Origin of the sequence: Microbacterium sp. NPDC087665 (genome assembly GCF_044743285.1) — a bacterium.
GTDB lineage: Bacteria > Actinomycetota > Actinomycetes > Actinomycetales > Microbacteriaceae > Microbacterium.
Window position 1 is genome coordinate 258,439 of sequence record NZ_JBIUWD010000001.1, and the last position, 18,986, is coordinate 277,424.

The 18,986-nt window shown below is 69.3% G+C and carries 23 protein-coding genes; 11 read left to right on the top strand and 12 right to left on the bottom strand.

Annotation, left to right across the window (positions count from 1 at the left end):
• Positions 1-69 precede the first annotated feature (69 nt).
• The 5 genes from ACIOSY_RS01215 to ACIOSY_RS01235 all read left to right on the top strand — a co-directional run bounded on the left by ACIOSY_RS01215 (position 70) and on the right by ACIOSY_RS01235 (position 4,591).
• Positions 70-714 carry an IMPACT family protein gene (locus ACIOSY_RS01215; RefSeq protein WP_400847722.1) on the top strand — a complete coding sequence of 215 codons (645 nt, stop codon included), beginning with the start codon at positions 70-72 and terminating at the stop codon, positions 712-714.
• 17 nt (positions 715-731) lie between these two features.
• Positions 732-1,661, top strand: coding sequence for a J domain-containing protein (locus ACIOSY_RS01220; protein WP_400847725.1), 930 nt, complete (start codon positions 732-734; stop codon positions 1,659-1,661).
• 58 nt (positions 1,662-1,719) lie between these two features.
• A complete protein-coding gene (locus ACIOSY_RS01225) occupies positions 1,720-2,139 on the top strand; it encodes a Fur family transcriptional regulator (RefSeq protein WP_400847728.1) in 420 nt (139 codons plus the stop codon).
• Positions 2,140-2,215: 76 nt separating this feature from the next.
• Complete coding sequence (locus ACIOSY_RS01230) at positions 2,216-3,667, top strand: catalase (protein ID WP_400847732.1); 1,452 nt, start codon at positions 2,216-2,218, stop codon at positions 3,665-3,667.
• A 114-nt stretch (positions 3,668-3,781) separates the two neighbouring features.
• Positions 3,782-4,591, top strand: coding sequence for an alpha/beta fold hydrolase (locus ACIOSY_RS01235; RefSeq protein ID WP_400847735.1), 810 nt, complete (start codon positions 3,782-3,784; stop codon positions 4,589-4,591).
• A 116-nt stretch (positions 4,592-4,707) separates the two neighbouring features.
• On the opposite strand, the gene msrA is transcribed toward ACIOSY_RS01235, so the two are convergent.
• From msrA to ACIOSY_RS01250, 3 genes are all read right to left on the bottom strand, one after another.
• Positions 4,708-5,253, bottom strand: coding sequence for a peptide-methionine (S)-S-oxide reductase MsrA (gene msrA / locus ACIOSY_RS01240; protein WP_400847738.1), 546 nt, complete (start codon positions 5,251-5,253; stop codon positions 4,708-4,710).
• The gene (msrB, locus tag ACIOSY_RS01245) at positions 5,250-5,741 is read right to left on the bottom strand and encodes a peptide-methionine (R)-S-oxide reductase MsrB (protein ID WP_400847741.1); all 492 of its coding nucleotides are present in this window, start codon (positions 5,739-5,741) and stop codon (positions 5,250-5,252) included. The genes msrA and msrB overlap by 4 nt, the downstream gene beginning before the upstream one ends.
• A 118-nt stretch (positions 5,742-5,859) precedes the next feature.
• Positions 5,860-6,780: a DUF4862 family protein gene (locus tag ACIOSY_RS01250; RefSeq protein ID WP_400847744.1), complete on the bottom strand. Its 921-nt coding sequence runs from the start codon at positions 6,778-6,780 to the stop codon at positions 5,860-5,862.
• Between the two features lie 166 nt (positions 6,781-6,946).
• Here ACIOSY_RS01250 and ACIOSY_RS01255 point away from each other — a divergent pair, with 166 nt between their 5' ends.
• Positions 6,947-7,864 carry a DUF808 domain-containing protein gene (locus ACIOSY_RS01255; protein WP_400847747.1) on the top strand — a complete coding sequence of 306 codons (918 nt, stop codon included), beginning with the start codon at positions 6,947-6,949 and terminating at the stop codon, positions 7,862-7,864.
• Positions 7,865-7,881: 17 nt separating this feature from the next.
• Here ACIOSY_RS01255 and ACIOSY_RS01260 read toward each other — a convergent pair whose 3' ends face one another.
• Both ACIOSY_RS01260 and ACIOSY_RS01265 read right to left on the bottom strand, forming a co-directional pair.
• Positions 7,882-8,544: a hypothetical protein gene (locus tag ACIOSY_RS01260; protein WP_400847750.1), complete on the bottom strand. Its 663-nt coding sequence runs from the start codon at positions 8,542-8,544 to the stop codon at positions 7,882-7,884.
• A gap of 181 nt (positions 8,545-8,725) precedes the next feature.
• Positions 8,726-9,481: an SDR family oxidoreductase gene (locus ACIOSY_RS01265; protein WP_400847753.1), complete on the bottom strand. Its 756-nt coding sequence runs from the start codon at positions 9,479-9,481 to the stop codon at positions 8,726-8,728.
• Between the two features lie 124 nt (positions 9,482-9,605).
• Here ACIOSY_RS01265 and sigJ point away from each other — a divergent pair, with 124 nt between their 5' ends.
• Together sigJ and ACIOSY_RS01275 are read left to right on the top strand one after the other, a co-directional pair.
• Positions 9,606-10,541: an RNA polymerase sigma factor SigJ gene (sigJ, locus tag ACIOSY_RS01270; protein ID WP_400847756.1), complete on the top strand. Its 936-nt coding sequence runs from the start codon at positions 9,606-9,608 to the stop codon at positions 10,539-10,541.
• Between the two features lie 10 nt (positions 10,542-10,551).
• The gene (locus tag ACIOSY_RS01275) at positions 10,552-11,748 is read left to right on the top strand and encodes a hypothetical protein (RefSeq protein ID WP_400847759.1); all 1,197 of its coding nucleotides are present in this window, start codon (positions 10,552-10,554) and stop codon (positions 11,746-11,748) included.
• A 2-nt stretch (positions 11,749-11,750) separates the two neighbouring features.
• Here ACIOSY_RS01275 and ACIOSY_RS01280 read toward each other — a convergent pair whose 3' ends face one another.
• Both ACIOSY_RS01280 and ACIOSY_RS01285 read right to left on the bottom strand, forming a co-directional pair.
• Entirely contained in the window at positions 11,751-12,128 is a 378-nt protein-coding gene (locus ACIOSY_RS01280) for a type II toxin-antitoxin system VapC family toxin (protein ID WP_400847762.1), read from the bottom strand.
• Positions 12,125-12,379, bottom strand: coding sequence for a ribbon-helix-helix protein, CopG family (locus ACIOSY_RS01285; RefSeq protein ID WP_400847765.1), 255 nt, complete (start codon positions 12,377-12,379; stop codon positions 12,125-12,127). The genes ACIOSY_RS01280 and ACIOSY_RS01285 overlap by 4 nt, the downstream gene beginning before the upstream one ends.
• A 241-nt stretch (positions 12,380-12,620) precedes the next feature.
• Here ACIOSY_RS01285 and ACIOSY_RS01290 point away from each other — a divergent pair, with 241 nt between their 5' ends.
• On the top strand, positions 12,621-13,157 hold the full coding sequence (locus tag ACIOSY_RS01290; RefSeq protein WP_400847768.1) for a GNAT family N-acetyltransferase: 537 nt from the start codon (positions 12,621-12,623) through the stop codon (positions 13,155-13,157).
• Positions 13,158-13,167: 10 nt separating this feature from the next.
• Complete coding sequence (gene pnuC / locus ACIOSY_RS01295) at positions 13,168-13,884, top strand: nicotinamide riboside transporter PnuC (protein ID WP_400847771.1); 717 nt, start codon at positions 13,168-13,170, stop codon at positions 13,882-13,884.
• Between the two features lie 24 nt (positions 13,885-13,908).
• Here pnuC and ACIOSY_RS01300 read toward each other — a convergent pair whose 3' ends face one another.
• The 5 genes from ACIOSY_RS01300 to ACIOSY_RS01320 all read right to left on the bottom strand — a co-directional run bounded on the left by ACIOSY_RS01300 (position 13,909) and on the right by ACIOSY_RS01320 (position 17,862).
• Positions 13,909-14,319, bottom strand: coding sequence for a hypothetical protein (locus ACIOSY_RS01300; protein WP_400847774.1), 411 nt, complete (start codon positions 14,317-14,319; stop codon positions 13,909-13,911).
• 243 nt (positions 14,320-14,562) lie between these two features.
• Positions 14,563-15,765: an MFS transporter gene (locus ACIOSY_RS01305; RefSeq protein ID WP_400847777.1), complete on the bottom strand. Its 1,203-nt coding sequence runs from the start codon at positions 15,763-15,765 to the stop codon at positions 14,563-14,565.
• Positions 15,766-15,793: 28 nt separating this feature from the next.
• The gene (locus ACIOSY_RS01310; RefSeq protein ID WP_400847780.1) at positions 15,794-16,378 is read right to left on the bottom strand and encodes a TetR/AcrR family transcriptional regulator; all 585 of its coding nucleotides are present in this window, start codon (positions 16,376-16,378) and stop codon (positions 15,794-15,796) included.
• Between the two features lie 4 nt (positions 16,379-16,382).
• Positions 16,383-16,931 (bottom strand): sugar O-acetyltransferase, encoded by a 549-nt coding sequence (locus ACIOSY_RS01315; protein WP_400849073.1) that lies wholly within the window; start codon positions 16,929-16,931, stop codon positions 16,383-16,385.
• 88 nt (positions 16,932-17,019) lie between these two features.
• Positions 17,020-17,862, bottom strand: a complete 843-nt coding sequence (locus tag ACIOSY_RS01320) for a helix-turn-helix transcriptional regulator (protein WP_400847783.1) — start codon at positions 17,860-17,862, stop codon at positions 17,020-17,022.
• A gap of 123 nt (positions 17,863-17,985) precedes the next feature.
• Here ACIOSY_RS01320 and ACIOSY_RS01325 point away from each other — a divergent pair, with 123 nt between their 5' ends.
• On the top strand, positions 17,986-18,927 hold the full coding sequence (locus ACIOSY_RS01325; protein ID WP_400847786.1) for an SDR family oxidoreductase: 942 nt from the start codon (positions 17,986-17,988) through the stop codon (positions 18,925-18,927).
• Positions 18,928-18,986: the final 59 nt, after the last annotated feature.

Here is an 18,986-nt window from a genome sequence, read left to right on the forward strand (position 1 = left end):
CGTGCCGCGCGAAAAGTCTATCGAATCGATTCGGTGAAGTGCACGCGAATCCCTGGATAGGGTGGGCGGATGACCCCGTACCCGGCGACGATCGCAGCGCCGGTGGAGCACGAGATCGTCATCAAGAAGTCGCGGTTCATCGCGCACATCGCGCCGGTCGACTCGGTCGAGGGCGCAGAGACGGTGATCGCCGGCATCCGCAAACGAGCGTGGGATGCCGGTCACAACTGCACCGCGATGGTCACGGGCCTGCTCGGCGATCAGGCCCGCTCGTCCGATGACGGGGAGCCCTCGGGCACCGCCGGCATCCCGATGCTCGAAGTTCTGCGGCGCCGCGAGCTGACCGATGTCGTCGCCGTCGTCACCCGCTACTGGGGCGGCGTGAAGCTCGGCGCCGGTGGGCTCGTGCGGGCGTACTCGACCGCGACATCGGAGGCCCTCGACCTCGCCCGCCTCGTGCGGCGGGAGGCGCTGACGCAGATGCGCATCGACGTCGCGCATGCGGATGCCGGTCGCTACGACAACTTTCTACGCGACTGGGCCTCGCACCACGGCGCGACGCTCGGCGACGCCCAGTACGGCGCGGTGGCGACGTTCGAGGTCTGGGCGCCGGCGGCGGAGATCGCGCACCTGACGGATGCCGTCGCCGCGGCATCCGGCGGGGTCGTCGTTCCCGTGGTCGGCGTGGAGCGCATCGTCGACGTTCCCGCGTGACGTCCTAGGCTGAGACGATGTTCGACAGCCCGCTCTCGGCCTCGGCGTACGAGGTTCTCGGGGTGGCTCCGGGCGTCGACGACGAGCAGCTGCGGCGTGCGTACCGGGTGCGCCTGCGCGAGACGCATCCCGATACGGGCGGCGATGCGGCGGTGTTCATCCGCGTGCAGCGCGCCTGGGAACTGATCGGCACTCCGACCGGACGGGCGAGCTACGACCGCAGTCGCGGCGGCGACAGCGAGTGGGACGGATGGCGGGCGCCCAGCGCCGAGCGCTCCGACACGCGCCCGCGCCCGAAGACCTATGGGGAGCCCGGCATCCACCGCCGCGCCCGCTACACCGCGCTGCTGCAGGAGTGGGCGGGAGAAGAGCTCCCCGACCCGTACGCACCGAGCGTCGTGCGCGCGGCCCCGCGCGCCCTTCGTCGACTGCTCGCCGAAGCCCTCGCCGAAGAGGCCACCGCCCACGCGGTCTCAGGCCTCGGCATGGGGTTCACGCTGTGGCACGGCGCTGCGGTCGGAGAATCCGCCCCGGATCCGGCGCAGGCGGATGCCGCCGACCGGCTCGACCACATCGTGCTCGGCCCCTCGGGTCTCTACGGGGTGATGTCGGCCGACTTCGGCGGGGTCGTCGGGTTCCGCCGCGGGGAGATCACGGGGCCGAGCCTCGGGCACCGCGCACCGGTCACCGAGCTGCTCGCGCAGATCCGCGATGTCGCCCGCGTCGCTCGCGTGAAGTTCAGCGGCGCGATCGTGGTGCTGCCCGACGACGACCTGGCTCTCGCCTCGACGCCGCTGGGGAGCATCCGTGGACTGCCTGCCATCGTCGTGCGCCGCAGCATCCTGCCCACGCTGCTGCGCAGCGGAATCCCGGGTTCGCGCACGATCGGCGGCAACGAGCTGTTCGATGTGCGCACGCGTCTGCGCCACAGCATCCGCATCGACTGACACCGTGCAGACACGCCGTACTTTTGAATCACTAAAAATAACGGGTAGGGTCGAAGACATGGAGACCACACTCGACTCGGCGCTTCGCGGCGCCGGACTGAAGGCGACCGCAGGCCGGGTCGCCGTTCTCGAGGCCCTGGACTCCCTGCCCCATTCGAACGCGGAGCGGGTCTACCGCACCGTGTCCGATGTGCTGCCGACCACGTCGATCCAGTCGGTGCACAACATCCTCGCGGACCTGACGACGGCGGGCCTGCTCCGCCGGATCGAACCGGCCGGTTCCGCGGCGCTGTACGAACGGCGCATCGACGACAACCACCACCACATCGTCTGCACCTCCTGCGGTGCGGTCGGCGATGTGGACTGCGTGGTCGGCGAAGCACCGTGCCTCACCCCGTCATCGGCGGGGGGATTCACCGTCCAGACAGCAGAAGTCACATTCTGGGGCCTCTGCCCCACCTGCCAGAACGCCGCGTAATGCCACACATCAGCCGCCTGTCCCACGCCGTGGGAGAGGGCTGTTCGTCGTACCTGCGCGCAGAAGGAGAAACACCATGACGAAACCCGCCACGACCACCCAGACCGGCACGCCGGTCGCGAGCGACGCCCACTCGCTCACCGTCGGAGCCGACGGCCCCACCGTCCTCCACGACCGCTACCTCGTCGAGAAGCTCGCCTCCTTCAACCGCGAGCGTGTGCCGGAGCGCAACCCGCACGCCAAGGGCGGCGGCGCCTTCGGTGAGTTCGTCGTGACAGAAGACGTCTCGGCCTACACCCGCGCGGCGGCGTTCCAGCCCGGCGCGACCAGCGAGACGCTGCTGCGCTTCTCGTCGGTCGCCGGCGAGCAGGGCTCCCCCGACACCTGGCGCGACGTGCGCGGATTCTCGCTGCGCTTCTACACGAGCGAGGGCAACCTCGACATCGTCGGCAACAACACCCCGACGTTCTTCCTGCGCGACGCGATGAAGTTCCCCGACTTCATCCACTCGCAGAAGCGCCTGGGCGACTCGGGCCTGCGCGACGCCGACATGCAGTGGGACTTCTGGACGCTCTCGCCCGAGACCGCCCACCAGGTCACCTACCTCATGGGCGACCGCGGTCTGCCCCGCAGCTGGCGCCACATGAACGGCTACGGATCGCACACCTACCAGTGGGTCAACGCCGCGGGCGAGCGCTTCTGGGTGCAGTACCACTTCCTGTCGAAGCAGGGCGTCGAGAGCATGGGCGCCGACGAGGCCCAGCAGCTGGCCGGATCGGATGCCGACCACTACCGTCGCGACCTGTTCGACGCGATCGCCAACGGCGACCACCCGTCGTGGGACGTGTACGTGCAGATCATGCCGTACGACGAGGCGAAGGAGTACCGCTTCAACCCGTTCGATCTGACGAAGACCTGGTCGAAGAAGGACTACCCGCGCATCAAGGTGGGTACGTTCACCCTGAACCGCAACCCGGAGAACTTCTTCGCCGACATCGAGCAGGCGGCGTTCTCGCCCGGCAACCAGGTGCCTGGCACCGGCATCTCGCCCGACAAGATGCTCATGGCGCGAGTCTTCGCGTACTCCGACGCGCAGCGGTACCGCATCGGCGCGAACTACAACCAGCTGCCGGTCAACCAGCCGCACGCGGCCGAGGTGCGCAACTACATGCACGAGGGGCAGATGCAGTTCCGCCCCAACGGCGCCGCGCACCGCACGTACACGCCGAACTCGTTCGGCGCAGCCGGTGGCCCCGAGGCCGACCCGCTCGCGGGCGTCGAGGCGAGCTGGGAGTCCGACGGCGAGCTGATGCGCTCGGCGGCGACCCTGCACCTCGACGACGACGACTTCGGTCAGGCCGGCACGCTGTACCGCGTGGTCTTCGACGACGAGCAGCGTGCGCGCTTCGTCGACACGCTGACCGGCCAGGGCAAGAGCATCACGATCGACGAGATCCGCGAGCGCTTCTTCCAGTACTGGACCAACGTGGATGCCGCGCTCGGAGAGGCGCTGCGCGCCCGCGTCTGAGTCCACTGGGTTTCATCGAGACCCATCACGCCCGCCGAGACCCATCGCCCCGCACGTCGGGGGCGGTGGGTCTCGGCGTTGCCGGTGGGTCTCGGGGCCGTCCCGAGGGGGAGAATGGATGACGTGGCTGTTCCCCTCTCCGACCTCACCCGCATGCCCGCACCCCAGCAGGTCTACGCCGCCGACGGCACCCGCCTCGCCACCTACACGTGGGGCGAGCCCGACGCACCGGTCGTCGTGACCGTGCACGGCTTCGCGTCGAGCGCCCGCGACAACTGGGTGCTGACCGGCTGGGTGCGCGAGCTCACCAAGGCCGGGTACCGTGTGCTGGCCCTCGACCAGCGCGGCCACGGGCACAGCGAGAGGCCGCACCGCGCCGAGGACTACAGCATCCGCACGCTGGTCACCGATGTCGAGAGCGTCATGGATGCGTACCTCGTCGACGACGCCGTGTACGTGGGCTACTCGCTCGGCGCCCGCGTCGGCTGGGAGGTCGTGCGCGACCTGCCGCAGCGCATCGGCCGTGCCGTGCTCGGCGGGGTGCCTGACGGCATCCCCCTCGCCCGCCTCGACCTCGACCAGGTGCGCGCATACATCGCCGACGGCACCCCGGTGGCCGACCAGACCACGCAGAACTACATCGCGCTCACCGAGCGCGTTCCGGGCGACGACCTGCAGGCGCTCGTCGCCCTCGCCGAAGGAATGCGGGCGTCGGGAACGATCGACCCGGATCCGGCGGATGCTCCGACCCGCCCGATCCTGTTCGCGACCGGGTCGAAAGACGCGATCATCGAGGGCTCGCGCGCCCTGGCATCCGCCGCCCCCGACGGCCGCTTCTTCGAGATCCCCGACCGCAACCACTTCAACGCGCCGGGATCTTCGGCATTCAAGGCCGAGGCGCTGAGGTTCCTCGCCGAGCAGTGAGGCGCCGGGTGCGGCTGGGACCCTTCGTCTCGCTTCGCTCGCTCAGCGACGAGACGAAGGGCGCCCGAGCATGAAGAAGGCCCCTCGTCTCGAGAGACGAGGGGCCTTCTGGTGAATCAGACCGCGGCCTGCTCGCGCTTCGGCAGCACCCAACCCGCACGCGGGAAGTGGCACGTGTACCCGTTGGGGTACTTGATCAGGTAGTCCTGGTGCTCGGTCTCGGCCTCCCAGAACGGACCCTCGGCCTCGATCGTGGTGACGGCCTTGCCCGGCCAGAGCCCCGAGGCGTCGACGTCGGCGATCGTGTCGCGGGCGACCTGCTGCTGCTCGGGGCTGAGCGGGAAGATCGCCGACCGGTAGCTCGATCCGATGTCGTTGCCCTGACGGTCACGCGTCGACGGGTCGTGGATCTGGAAGAAGAACGCCAGGATGTCGCGATACGTCGTCTTGGTCGGGTCGAAGACGATCTCGACCGCCTCGGCGTGACCGGGGTGGTTGCGGTAGGTCGCGTGGTCGTTCTGACCCCCGGTGTAGCCGACTCGGGTGTCGAGCACGCCGGGCTGGCGGCGGATCAGGTCTTCCATGCCCCAGAAACAACCGCCGGCGAGCACGGCGGTCTCGGTGCCGGGGGTGCGGGTGATGGTTCCGGTGTCGTCGGTCATGACTGCTCCTCAGAGATGTCGGTGGTGGTGTCGGTGGAGTCGGCGCCGGCGAAGAGGCCGCTGTAGCGACCGTACCCCTCCTGCTCCAACTGATCGGCGGGGATGAAACGCAGTGCCGCGGAATTCATGCAGTAGCGCAGGCCGCCGGCGTCGCGGGGCCCGTCGTCGAAGACGTGCCCGAGATGGCTGTCGGCCCCGGTGGACCTGGCCTCGGTGCGGGTCATGAACAGCTTGCGGTCGGTGCGGGTGGTGACCGCATCCGCATCGATGGGCTTCGTGAAGCTCGGCCATCCGGTGCCGCTGTCGAACTTGTCGATCGAGCTGAACAGGGGCTGGCCCGAGACGACATCGACGTAGATGCCGTCGTCGTGGGTGTTCCAGTAGGCGTTGCGGAAGGGCGGCTCGGTGCCGTCTTCCTGCGTGACCTCGTACTGGGTGTGCGTGAGGTCGCTGACGGCCTCGGAAGTCTTGCGGTACTCGTTCGACACGATCTGTCTCCTTTGTGAGACGCAGCTGGCTGCGGCGTCTCTGATCACAACCAGGGAGGAGGCCGTTTTGGTCCCGCAGGACTGGGAGCGGGCTGTGAGTTTCGCGGGTGCCGGCGATTCAGGATGCCGCGCGGATCACGTCGAGGTTGCGCACGACGGTGGCGAGAGCATCTGCCGCTGTCGTGTCGTCGAGGCGGCGAGCCGCCTTGAGTCCGAGCCAGGTCACGTCGGGAGCGGCGGCGAGCGCGTCGGCGACGTGCTGCTCGTCGAGCAGCGACTGCGATTCGGGGTAGGTCGAGGCGATCGGCAGGTGCGCGTCGATCCACGCGGGGCCGTAGACGCTCTGCACGGGGGCAGCGCCCGAGAAGGCGAGGCCGACGAGACGGCCGGATGCTGCGGCTCGCGCGATCTGTGCGGAGACGGCATCCGCATCGCGCAGTTCGATGGCCGAGCGACCCCAGTTCATCCAGAGCCCGATGGGCGCACCGGTCTGCTCGATCGCCGCGATCTCGTCGTCGAGCGGCAGGAACCCCTTCGAGTACTCCTGCCCGGGGACGAACGCGTCGCAGTGCTCGATCACGAGGCGCGCACCCTGCCAGCCCCACCCCGCGACCTCGTCGAGCGACCGTGCGAGCGCCGCGACATCGCCACCCGCCTGCGGAGCCGTGTGCAGCATGACCACGTCGACCGAGGCCGGGCTCTCGCCGTCGATGCGTGCGATGCCCTGCGCCACGGCGCGCAGATCGGCGAGCGCGGCGGCACGGCCGTCGTCATCGGCCGAGGCGAGGCCGTACCGGGCATCCGCCCCCACCCGTCCCATCACGAACGGGATCGGTGTGACCGCCAGCGACACGGCGGGAACGTGGGCGAGGAACCAGGCGTCGTCATGCGGATGGATGCTGCCCATCCAGGGCACCTCGAGACCGGCGACGCCCGGAAGCGCGCAGATCGCCGGGAGCAGGTCGGCCTCGAGGGCCGGGTCCCACACCGCGTGCGCGGGCGACACGGGGTAGGCGCTGACGAGGATCGGCGCGGTCATGGGCGGGCTCCTTGATTCGAGGTCGCGGGCTCTGCAGACGGCATCCGCACGCCGGTCGCGCGCCCCGATCCGAGCGTATCGGGAGCTGCGGACAGCGCACGGAATCATCGACGCCATCCGTCACGGATAGAGTGTCTCCTCTGCACACAAACCCTGGGGGACGCACATGTCGGTTGGTCTGCTCGCCGTCGTCGACGACATTCTGAGCGCTGCGATGAAGGCTTCGGCCAAGGCCGCGGGCATCGTGATCGACGACGCCGCCGTCACACCCCAGTACGTGCAGGGCATCACCCCCGCGCGTGAGCTGCCGGTGGTCGCCAAGATCGCCCTCGGCTCGCTGGCGAACAAGTTCGTCATCATCATCCCGATCGCGCTGCTGCTCACGGCCTTCGCGCCGCAGGTGCTGCCATTCCTGCTCATCCTCGGCGGCGCCTACCTCTGCTTCGAAGGCGCCGAGAAGGTGCTCGAGTGGTTCGGCGTGCAGCACGGCCACGCCGAAGAGGGCGACCGCAACGAGAACAAGCTCGTCTGGGGCGCCGTGCGCACCGACCTGATCCTCTCGACCGAGATCATGCTCATCTCGCTGGCGAACCTCGAAGCGGGCCTCGACATCTGGACGACGCTCGCGATCCTCGCCGTCATCGCCCTCATCATGACCGGCGTCGTCTACGGCGCCGTGGCGCTGCTCGTGAAGATCGACGACATCGGCCTCAAGATGGCGAAGAGCCGCGAGAAGCGCGTGCGCCACACGGGCATGCGCATCGTGCGGTCGATGCCCGCGGTGTTCCGCTTCATCAGCATCCTCGGCACCGTCGCCATGCTCTGGGTCGGCGGCCACCTGCTGCTCGTCAACCTCGGCGAAGTGGGCGTGCACTTCGGCGCCGACATCCTGCACGGCATCGAGCACGCGCTCGAACCCGCGGGCCCGGTCATCGTCTGGATCGGTGACACCCTCTTCTCGGCGATCGCGGGCCTGGCCGGCGGGCTGATCATCGTCGGCATCGTGCTGGGGATCGCGAAGATCTTCGGCAAGAAGCCGAGCTTCCACGAGGGCGAGGAGTCGCCCGCCGACGTGCACGTCTGAGACGGTCGGCGACGGGCTCAGTGCTCTTCGCAGTGATACCAGTCGTCGCAGGGCAGCTTCGGATCGCTGGCCACCGTGCCCTCGGGCGCCTGGAGCAGCTCGTCGGCTCGGGCGGGATGCACCATCTGCACGCCCTGGGATGTCATGAGCATCCGATACGGATCGCACTGCGGATCGAAGGGCGGTTGCTCGTAGTCGAAGGCTCGCAGGGTCTCGGGTGAGAACTGCTCCCGCAGCGAGCGGAGGTTGTCGTACTTCGGGTCGTCGCCGAGATCGAGGTCGGACTCGGCGTCGGGCACGATCTGCTGTGCGGTCGACACCTGAGCGGACAGCACGGTCGGGTCGGAGAGCACCGGGATCCGCGGCCCGGCGACGGTGAGATCGTAGGTCGTGTCCCGCGCGAGCAGAACGGTGCGCGACGGATCGGCGGTGCACGTCACCTCCTTCTCCGCGGTGAAGGAACCGCAGTCGCTACCGATGCTCGGGAAGAAGTCGTGCTGCCGATAACCGCTGTGCCGCTCCGACGGGCTCGTCACCGTGCACGATTCCTGCTCCGACGACGGCCAGAGCGGGTACGAGAACCGCATCGCCGTCAGCGCCACGACCAGCACGACGACGCCGATCACGACGCCCCGCACGATCGGCCTTCTCCGCCGCCGCGTCTTCACATCCCCCGACATGCCGTCGATCCTCTCAGACATCGGTGATGCGCTGCGCGCCGGGCGGGGTCGGCCGTCGTCGTCTCGACGAGCGGTGACCACAACTCAGGACAAACCTCGCCGCGCGACGCTGTTCGGCCCCGATTCGCCCCGGGGGCGGCGGTCTGTCCTGAGTGAGGGACAGGCCCCCGGCGACCCCGGCTCAGCTGCGCGCGTGATCCGGGCTGCGGAGCCACTCGTCGAACGTGATCTCGCCCTGCAGGGCGTCGGGCCCGCCGCGGAGCGCCCCCGACGCCAGGCCGCGACCGTACGCGCCGGGCAGCCTCACGTCGAGCACTCGCCGACGGATGCCGTCGACAGCGAGCTGCCGTCGGGCGACGTCGGCAAGAGTCTCGTCGCGCGGGCCCACCAGATCCTGCGCCCGGCCGACGGCACCCGCCTCGGCCACCCGCACCAGGTGCGCTCCGACCTCGCGCGCGGCGACGGGGCGCATGAGCGTGCGCGGCATCGGCGCGAAGGGCCCGCTCACGAGCCCCAAGATCTGCCCGGCGAACTCGTGGAACTGCCCGGCTCGGGCGATCGTGAACGGCACCGGCCCGGCGGCGACCGCCCGCTCCTGCGCGAGCTTGCCGGCGTAGTACGAGGTGTCGATGTCGTCGATGCCGACGATCGACAGCACGACGTGGTGCCCGACGCCGGCCTGCAGCTCAGCCGCCAGCAGGTGCTGCGCCGCGGTCTCGAAGAAGCCGATCGACTTCTTCGCCGAGAGGGTGGTGGCCAGATTGGTGACGTCGATGACGGCATCCGCTCCGGCGAGCGCGGCGGCCAGCCCCTCGCCCGTGAGCACGTTCGCGCCGTTCGCGCGGCTCAGCACGACGACGTCGTGCCCGGCTTCGCGCGCGGCCTCGACGGTGTGGCGGCCGACGGTTCCGGTGCCTCCTGCGACGGCGATCTTCATCGGGTTCCCTCTCGTTCGGGGTGCGCTGCTCGTCACCCTGTCATATGTCCGACGACGCAGCGCGCGGAAGTGTGAGGTCGGTGGGTGTCGATAGTCTGCGGAGAGCACCCCGACGAGGAGAACCGTGGACGACGACCTGAGCGACGTGTTGCGTGAACGACGGCGACTCACCGCTCTGGCGTACCGCATGACGGGCACCCTCGCCGATGCCGAAGACGTCGTGCAAGAGGCCTACGTGCGCTGGTATCGGATGACGGATGCCGAGCGCGACGAGATCGCGAATCCGGCGGGGTGGCTCACCACCGTCGCGAGCCGCATCTCGCTCGATCTGCTCACCTCGGCCCGGCACCGCCGAGAGCAGTACGTGGGCCAGTGGCTGCCCGAGCCGGTGCCCGTCGATCACTTCTCCGAGAGGGGGCGGCTGGCCCCGGCATCCGTCGACACGGTCGATCCGCTCGAGCGCATCACCCGCGACGACTCGGTGTCGACGGCGCTGCTCGTGGTGCTCGAGGCGATGACTCCGGCCGAGCGGGTGGCGTTCGTGCTGCACGACATCTTCGATGTGCCGTTCACCGAGATCGCCGAGATCGTGGGCCGATCGTCGGCGGCGGTGCGCCAGCTCGCGACATCCGCCCGCCGTCACGTGCGCGAGAACCGCGCCACCGCCGTGCCGCGCGCCGAGCACGAACGCGTGGTGCGGGCGTTCCGCCTCGCGACGAGCACCGGCGGCGTCGATGCACTGCTGCGTGTTCTCGCCCCCGATGTCGAGCTGCACAGCGATGGCGGCGGCGTCGTGCGCGCTGCCCTCAACGTCGTCAGCGGTGCCGACCGCGTGGCCCGCTTCCTGCTGGGCATCGCGGCGAAGCGCCCCGACATGACCGTCGAAGACCTGCAGACGGGCGACGGGCTCGCCTTCCTCTTCCGCGAGCACGGCGAGGTCGTGTCGGTGACGAACTTCGCCGTCGAAGACGGGCTCATCACCCGGGTCTGGATCATGATGAACCCGGCCAAGCTCACCCCGTGGCGACCGGCATCCGTCGCCGCCCCCGACGTGCCGTAGTCTCGGCTCTATGTCATCCGAACGGCCCCGCACCGCGCGCACGCGGCGCGACGCCGACCTCTGGTTCCGCGAGCAGGGCCTACCCACGTTCGTGCCGCTGCGCCGCTGGTTCACCGACCTGCCGCGTCGCGTCGCCCCGCTCGTGGTGTGGGTGGCGCTCGTCGCGTTCCTGCTCGGCGACGGCACCGACGAGGTCACCGACATCGTCATCACGATCAGCGACGGCGATTTCCTGATCGCCGTGCTGGTCGTGATCTTCCTCGTCGCGTGCGTCGCGCTGGCATGGGGCGCGTACATCTTCGTGCGATGGATGCTGCGCCGCATGTCCGTCGGGATCGGCACGGTCGTCGCCTCGGTGATCATCGTCGCGTGCATCGCCTCGCTCATCGTCGCCGGCTACCTCGACCGGCCCCGTGCGACGGTCGGTCCGGTGTTCGAGACGCTGGCGATCATCGCGGTGTGCTGTCTGGTGACCGGCATGGGTGGCGGCTCGCTCATCTCCTGGGCGTCGCGGCTGGCGGTGCGCAACGCGTCGGCGATCGGGCACATGGCGTCGATCGCGCTGCCCGTGATCCTGATGCTCGTCGTCTTCGCGTTCTTCTCTGCCGAGGTGTGGCAGATGGCCTCGGCCCTGCACTGGGGGTCGCTGGCGCTCATCGGCCTAGTCGTCGCCGTGCTCGCCGGCGTTGTGGTGCTGCGGGTCAGCGCGTCGGAGATCGACGACGAGGCGCACACGCCGACCGACGAGCAGCGCCGCGCCCTGCTCGTCGGCACTCCGGCGGAGCACCGTGCCGAAGCATCCGTCCGCCGCCAGCCCCTGCGCGCACCACAGCGCATGAACATCCTGCTCGCGCTCACTTTCGCGCAGCTGCTGCAGGCGCTGTTCTTCGCGGGTCTGCTGTGCGCACTGCTCATCGTGATCGGCAGCATCGCCGTTCCCGTCGGCGTCGCCGAGCTCTGGCTCGGGCCCGGGTCGGCCACGCAGCCGATGCTGATCGAGAAGTTCATGATCGGCTCGGCCGAGCTGCCGATCACCGTCAATCTGCTGAAGGCCGCCACTCTGCTCTCGCTGATCGCGACGCTGCCCTTCGTGTTCTCGGCCGTCAGCGAGGCCCGCTACCGGGAGCGCTTCTTCGACCCGATCATGGCCGACATGCGCCGCGCGATCCTCGTGCGCGATGCGCTCGGTGGTGGCGCCAAGCGCTGACGTCAGTACGGTGCGGCGAGACCTTCGAACATCGGGAAGTGCTTGACGTTGCGCGTGAGCAATTCCGCACCGAGCAGGTCGGCCGTCGCGGCGACGACGAAATCGGCGGCATCGATACCGGAATAGGCCGGAAGCCAGCGACGCCCGAACTCACCCGCGCGCTCGGCGACAGGGCGGTCGACGGGATGCCAGACGATCTGGTCGAGAAGCGGGGTCACCGCATCGAACTCCCGATCGCGGATCAGGACGAGAAGCTCCGCGCGAACGATCTCGCTCGAGTGCAACACCCCGCGATCGAGAGCATCGAGCAGAACCCGGTGCGCATCCGGAACACCCCGCGTGTGGTCGATCAGAACCGACGTGTCGATGAGGCTGATCATGCGAGCGATGAGAGGCGGCGCCCCGAACGGAGCCCCTCGACGAGCTCTTCGCCCGACACGTCGTTCTCGACCGCTCCGAACGTCGACGCAAGCGCGAGCCGAGTCGCCTCCCGCTGGCCCACGTGGCCGTAGGTGGAGTGGATCGCCTGGCGGATCAACAGACTCATCGACATGCCCGTGCGGCTCGATACCGCGTCGAGCACTCGGCGATCGTCGTCGCTCAGAGAGATCTGCGTGCGCCGGAGAGTCATGATGTAAGGACTATACATCGGAGCCGTGCGTGGGAGACGAAAGTGAAGGCATCCCGCCAGACTTCCACCGCCTCGATCGCCGTTCACGTCTCATCCCCGGGATCGGCGCGATCGGTGCAATTCCCCGCGAGATGCGCCGGCGTGCAGAAGAGATCGGAAATGACAGCATCCGACTCCTCCGCTCCCTGCTAGCGTCAGCGATGCGCACCCGAAGCGCAGGCGCAGATGCAGGAGACCACACGTGCAGATCAGAGATGCGGTCATCACCGACCTCGAGCCGATCACCGCGATCCACAACAACGCCGTCGTGCACACCACCGCGATCTGGAACGAAGACGCCGTTGACGTCGACGACCGCGCGGTCTGGCTCGCCGAGCGCACGTGCGACGGGTTCCCCGTGATCGTCGCGGCCGACGACTCGGGCGTTCTCGGCTACGCCTCGTTCGGTCGGTGGCGTCCGCACAGCGGCTTCAAGCACACCGTCGAACACAGCGTCTACGTGCGCGACGGACAGCAGGGGCGCGGCATCGGCAAGACGCTCATGGTCGAGCTGATCGCACGGGCCCGCGCACAGGGAATCCACGTGATGGTCGCGGCCGTCGAGAGCGGCAACGCCGCCTCGGTCGCCCTGCACGAGAAGCTCGGGTTCGTCGACGTCGGACGGATGCCGCAGGTCGGTGCCAAGTTCGGACGCTGGCTCGACCTCTCGTTCCTGCAGCTCACGCTCGACGATCGGCCGACGCCGACCACGGCGTCGGCTCCGACCGCGGCATCCTGAACGCACGCCGATGGATCCGCTGAACTGGCTCGTCGAGGCGTTCAACTCGCAGTGGGTGCTGCCCGGCGGGCAGACGCTTCTCGTGCGCGAGGTGGTGGGCAACGCCTTCGGGCTCGCGAGTGCGATCGGCGGCATGCGGCGCCGCATCTGGGCGTGGCCGGTCGGCATCATCGGCAACCTCCTGCTGCTGACCGTGTTCCTCGGCTCGATCCTGAGCCCCGACCAGTCGCTCCCCCACCTGCTCGGCCAGGCCGGGCGGCAGATCATGTTCATCGCCGTCGCGATCTACGGGTGGGTGCGCTGGCGAAACCTCGAGGGCGGCCGCGTCACCCCGCGGTGGGCGCCGACCGGCGCGCGCATCGGCATCGTCGCCGTGATGATCGTCGGCACGATCGCCCTGACGCCCCTCTTCCGCGCGCTCGGATCGTGGGAACCGGTCTGGGCCGATGCCTGGACCTTCGTCGGATCGCTGCTCGCGACGTACGGCATGGCGAAGGGCTGGACCGAGTTCTGGCTCATCTGGATCGCCGTCGATGTGGTCGGCGTGCCGTTGCTCTTCAGCTCGGGCTACTACGCCACCGGGCTCATGTACGTGTTCTACGGACTGTTCACCGCCATCGGGTTCGTCGTCTGGATGCGCACGCACCGCCGACAGGTCGAGCCGATCCTCACCGCGCAGACCGGATTGATCCCGGTGCGCAAGAGAGGGCGCGGCCGGCGCGACTGAGGTCGGGGCATCCGCCCGGAGCGACTACTGTCGCACGGGCGCTCGCTCGGGGATGAGCAGCACCACTCCGAGCAGCAGGCTCACCCCCAGCGCGACCATCTCGCCGATCGCCGCCTCGAGCGACATGTGCTCGAGATGCAGGGCGTGGTAGGCGAAGTGCATTGTGCCGAAGACCGTCCAGGCGAAGCCGAGGATGCGGTACGCCACCGCGTTGCGCCAGATCAATCCGCCGACGCTCGCCGCTCCGAGGGCGAGGTACATCGCGCCGACATCGCGGATCAGGTGCTCGTTGAACGGGCCGTCGACCGACACCCACGACCCGAGCACGCCGGGGAACGAGTCGTAGAAGCTCTGCGGGGCGAAGTACGCCCAGCCTCCGACGAAGAGTCCGAGGAGGGTCGAGAGGCCGAGGGCGAAGAAATGGAGTCGTCTCATACTGCTGATGACGCCGTGGCGCGGGCGGATGTGAGGTCTTCGGCCTTCATAACTCCTCAGAACGGGTGCTCGGGAGCCTGGATCGGCCTCGATCCAGCGGATTCTGCAGCGTTTTTGAGGACTTATGCCCGCGAGCCCGGGCCCAACTCAGGAAGATCGGTTCGAAACCGGCTGAATCTGGGGTGGATCAGGGCGAATGGCGCCGATTTTCCTGAGTTGGGCCCGGCTCTCGCTCTCCCCGCGTCAGGCGCGCTCGCGCCCGCGCAGCACCCCGGCCAGCAGCACGACGGCCACCCCCACGACCGGGATGATCATGAGCCCCACGCGCAGGCTGGTGGCATCGGCGATGAGACCCACGACCGGCGGCGAGAGCAGGAATCCGAGGCGCATCAGCCACGACACCACCGTGAGCCCCGTGCCGTGGCGCAGGCCGGGCAGTCGGTCGGCCTCGCTCATGGCCGCGGGCACGAGGGTCGCGACGCCGAAGCCCGCCGCCGCGAATCCGATGATGGTTCCCGGAATGGTCGGGAACGCCAGCGCGACGCCCATGCCGACCAGCACGATCAACCCGCCGACCCGCGCGACCAGGCGCTGGCCGAACCGGTCGACGAGTCCGTCGCCGAGCAGGCGTCCGATGAACTGTGCGCCGACGAGGACGATGAACCCGGTGGCGGCGATCGCGGCCGGGGCGCCGAGCGACCCGAGGTAGAGGGTCGCCCACGAGTTGCCCGCGTCTTCGACGATCGTGCCCGCCATGGCGATGACGACGAGGGCGATGAGCATCAGGATCACGCGAGGGCGGATGCCGGCGCGCAACGTCGCCTGCACCTCCGAGGGGTCCGCGACCGCAGCTTCGTCGGCCGCCGTGTCGAGCCCTGGAAGGCAGAACCGCAGCGCGGTCAGCGAGACCACCGAGAACAGTGCCGCCGAGATCGCGAGGTGCACACCGATCGGCAGCCCGAGGGCGATCGCGCCGGCGGCCATCGATCCGCCGATCACGGCACCGACCGACCACAACGCGTGGAACGAGTTCAGGATCGAGCGCCCGTAGCCGCGCTGCACGCGCAGGCCGTGGGCGTTCTGGGCGACGTCGGTGATGGCATCCATGGCGCCGCCGATGAACAGGCCGAGCGCGAACAGCAGCACGCTGGGCGCGAGTCCGGCGCCGAGCACGCCGATGCTGGTGAGCACCGTGCCGATCACGGCGACCTTCGCCGATCCGAACCGTCGGATCAGTGCGGCCGCGGCGAGTCCCGCCACGATCGCGCCCACCGGGAACGACGCGATGGCGAGCCCGTAGGCGGTGTTGTCGAGTCCGAGCTGCTCTTTGATCTCGGGGTAGCGCGGAAGGATGTTCGCGAACAGCGCCCCGTTGGTGAGGAACAGGGTGGCGACGGCGCCGCGGGCGCGACGGTCGGCGCGGGTGGGCGAGGCAGTGGAGCTCATGGCGACTTTCGGGTGGGGAGAGAGGAGGTCAGCGCGCGGTGATGCGGGCGACGGCGATGGCCACTTCGACAGAATCGCGTTCTTCGTCGTCGAGTGCGCGGTGGATCGAGAGGCCCTCGATCAGCGCGTCGAGCAGGCGGGCCGTCTGCGGGTCGAAGTGCCGCTCGAGCGCGGTGCGGCTTCGGCCCATCCAGGCGGTGGTGAGGGCGCGGTAGGCCGGTTCGCGGGCGGCGAGCGTGTAGAGCTCGTGCGAGAGGACGAGCTCTCGGGCGTCGCCGAAGACGTCGGCGAGGATGATCTCGACCACGGCCTGGCGGGCCGATTCGATGTCGGATGCTTCGGCCATCCGCTTCTCGAACCGCTCGCTGATCGTGGTGCCGAAGCGCGTGAACGCCTCGCGCAGCAGGCCGTCGATGCCGTCGAAGTAGTAGGTCATCGAGCCGAGCGGCACGCCGGCGGCCTCGGCGATGCGGCGGTGCGAGGCACCGGCGACCCCGGATTCGGCGATCACGTCGAGGCAGGCGTCGATGATGCGGTCGCGGCGCTCGGGGTCGTTCTGGCGTCCGCGGCGGGTGCCCGGCTCCGTCGCCGGCTCGGTGACGGGCTCAGACATCGGCTCAGTCATCGGCGCCGCCGATCGTACGGATGACGCGGGCCGGGTTGCCGACGGCGACGACGTTCGCCGGAATGTCGCGGGTGACGACGGCGCCCGCGCCGATCACCGAGTTCTCACCGATGGTGACGCCGGGGCAGACGATCGCTCCCCCGCCGAGCCAGACGTTGTCGCCGATCACGATGGGTTCGGCGGCTTCGAGCTTGTCGCGGCGCATCGTCGGGTCGATCGGATGCGTGGGCGTGAGCAGTTGCACGTTCGGTCCGATCTGGCAGTCGGCGCCGATCGTGATCGCCGCGGTGTCGAGCGCGGTGAGGTGGAAGTTGATGAACGTGCGCGCGCCGATGGTGACGTGATCGCCGTAGTCGACGTGCAGCGGTGGGCGGATGATGACGTCTTCGCCGAGGTGGCCGATGAGGTCGTCGAGCCAGCCGCGGGCGGCCGGGTCGCCCGAGATCGTCTGGCGGTGGTAGAGGTCGGCGAGGCGGGCGGCGCGAGCCGACCGCGCGGCGAGTTCGGGGTCGTCGCCGATGTACAGATCGCCGGCGAGCATCCGCTCCCGGTTGGTGCGGGGGTCGCCCGCGAAGTCATCGGTCACCGGGAGAGCGTATCAGAGTTTGCGTACGTTCGTACGCATTTAGTCAGACGGCGGTGCGCGGCGCGATCGTCGACAGCAACTGCAGCTTGTCGTAGCTCTCGGTTCCGGGGATCGCGGTGTACACCAGCAGCGCATGCGACTGCTCGGGATCGACCAGGCTCTGGCACGTGAGTTCGAGCGCGCCGAGCTCGCGATGCACGAAGCGCTTCGTCTCGCGCGGCCGCACCCCCACCTCGTGCGTCTCCCAGATCGCCCGGAACTCCGCGCTGCTCCGGCGCAACGACGCCGCATACTCGGCAGCCCGGGATTCGGGCCCACGCCGCGCGATCACCTCGCGCAACCCCGACACCCACAGGCGCGAGAGGAACTCGTGCTCCTCCTCGGCATAGAGCGAACGGGTCGATGGATCGCTGAACCAGCGATAGCCCAGGCTGCGCTCCGGGCCCGTGATCGCCGCCGTCTCGCCCGTCAGCGCCACCCCGAGCGGCGTCTGCCGCAGGGTCTCCCCGAGTTCGCTGACGATCTCGGCCGGGGTGTCCTGCAGGCGGTCGAGGATGCGGAGCATCCCCGGGCTGATGTGCGTGATCGCACCGCCGCGCGCCGGCGCCGGATGCCCGGCGAGTCGGAAGAGGTGGTCGCGCTCGTCGATCGTGAGGTGCAACCCCTGAGCGATCGACGCGAGCATCTGCTCCGACGGCAGCGGGCCATCGCCGCGCTCGAGCCGCGCGTAGTAGTCGGCCGACATGTGGCTGAGCGCCGCGACCTCCTCACGCCGCAAGCCCTCGGTGCGACGCCGCTGCCCCCGCGGCAGCCCGACGTCCTCCGGTTGCAGCGCATCCCTGCGCAGCCGCAGAAATCCCGCCAGTTCGGCTCGGTCGATCGCCATCTGTGCCCCCTCGTTCCGACGTCCCCGATCTTCGCACTCCCCATCGACGCGTATCCACTGCATGGCGTGTCCTGGTTGCGCGGCACGATCGACCGCAGGCTGGAGAAGACCTCAAGGAGCATCATGACCCGCAGAACCATCGACATCGAGATCCCCTCCCTCGCCGGCCGCCGCGCCGTCGTCACAGGAGGCAGCGACGGCATCGGCCTGCGCATCGCGACGCGACTCGCTCGCGCCGGCGCCGACCTCGTGCTGCCGGTACGTAATCCGCGCAAGGGCGACGCCGCAGCATCCGCCATCCGGGCCGTCGCGCCCGAAGCGCTGGTGCAGACCATGCCACTCGACCTGTCGTCGCTCGAATCCGTTGCCGCGTTCGGCGACACGATGCGAGCCAGCGGCCGACCGGTGCATCTCTTGATCAACAACGCGGGGGTCATGACGCCGCCTCAGCGGCAGACCACCGCCGACGGTATCGAGGTGCAGTTCGGCACCAATCACCTCGGCCATTTCGCGCTCGTAGCCCATCTTCTTCCGTTGCTGCGCGCGGGGCGGGCGCGCGTGACGTCACAGATCAGCGTCGCGGCCAACCAGGGCTCGATCCACTGGGACGACCTGAACTGGGAGCGCTCGTACAACGGCATGCGTGCCTACAGCCAGTCGAAGATCGCCTTCGGGATGTTCGGCCTCGAGCTCGACCGCCGCAGCGAGAGCCGGGGATGGGGCATCACGAGCAATCTTTCGCACCCCGGCATCGCCCCGACGAGTCTGCTCTCTGCGCGCCCGGAGCTCGGACGCGCGCAGGACACCCTCGGCGTGCGGCTGATCCGCTGGGCATCGGCGCGCGGCCTGGTCGTCGGCACCCCGGAGACCGCCGCCCTGCCCGCGCTCTACGCCGCCACGTCTAGCGAGGCGCAGGCGCGCCGACTGTATGGGCCGAAGAGGGCCGGTCATCTCGGCGGCGCGCCCGCCGAACAGGCGCTCTACTCGCGATTGCGCAGCGAATCGGATGCCGCGCGCATCTGGGCCGCGTCGGAAGAACTGGCGGGCGTCTCCTTCCCCGACTGACCGGCTGCCTCATTCCGGTCGCGAAAAAGCCCGGTATCCGAGCGGGATACCGGGCCTTT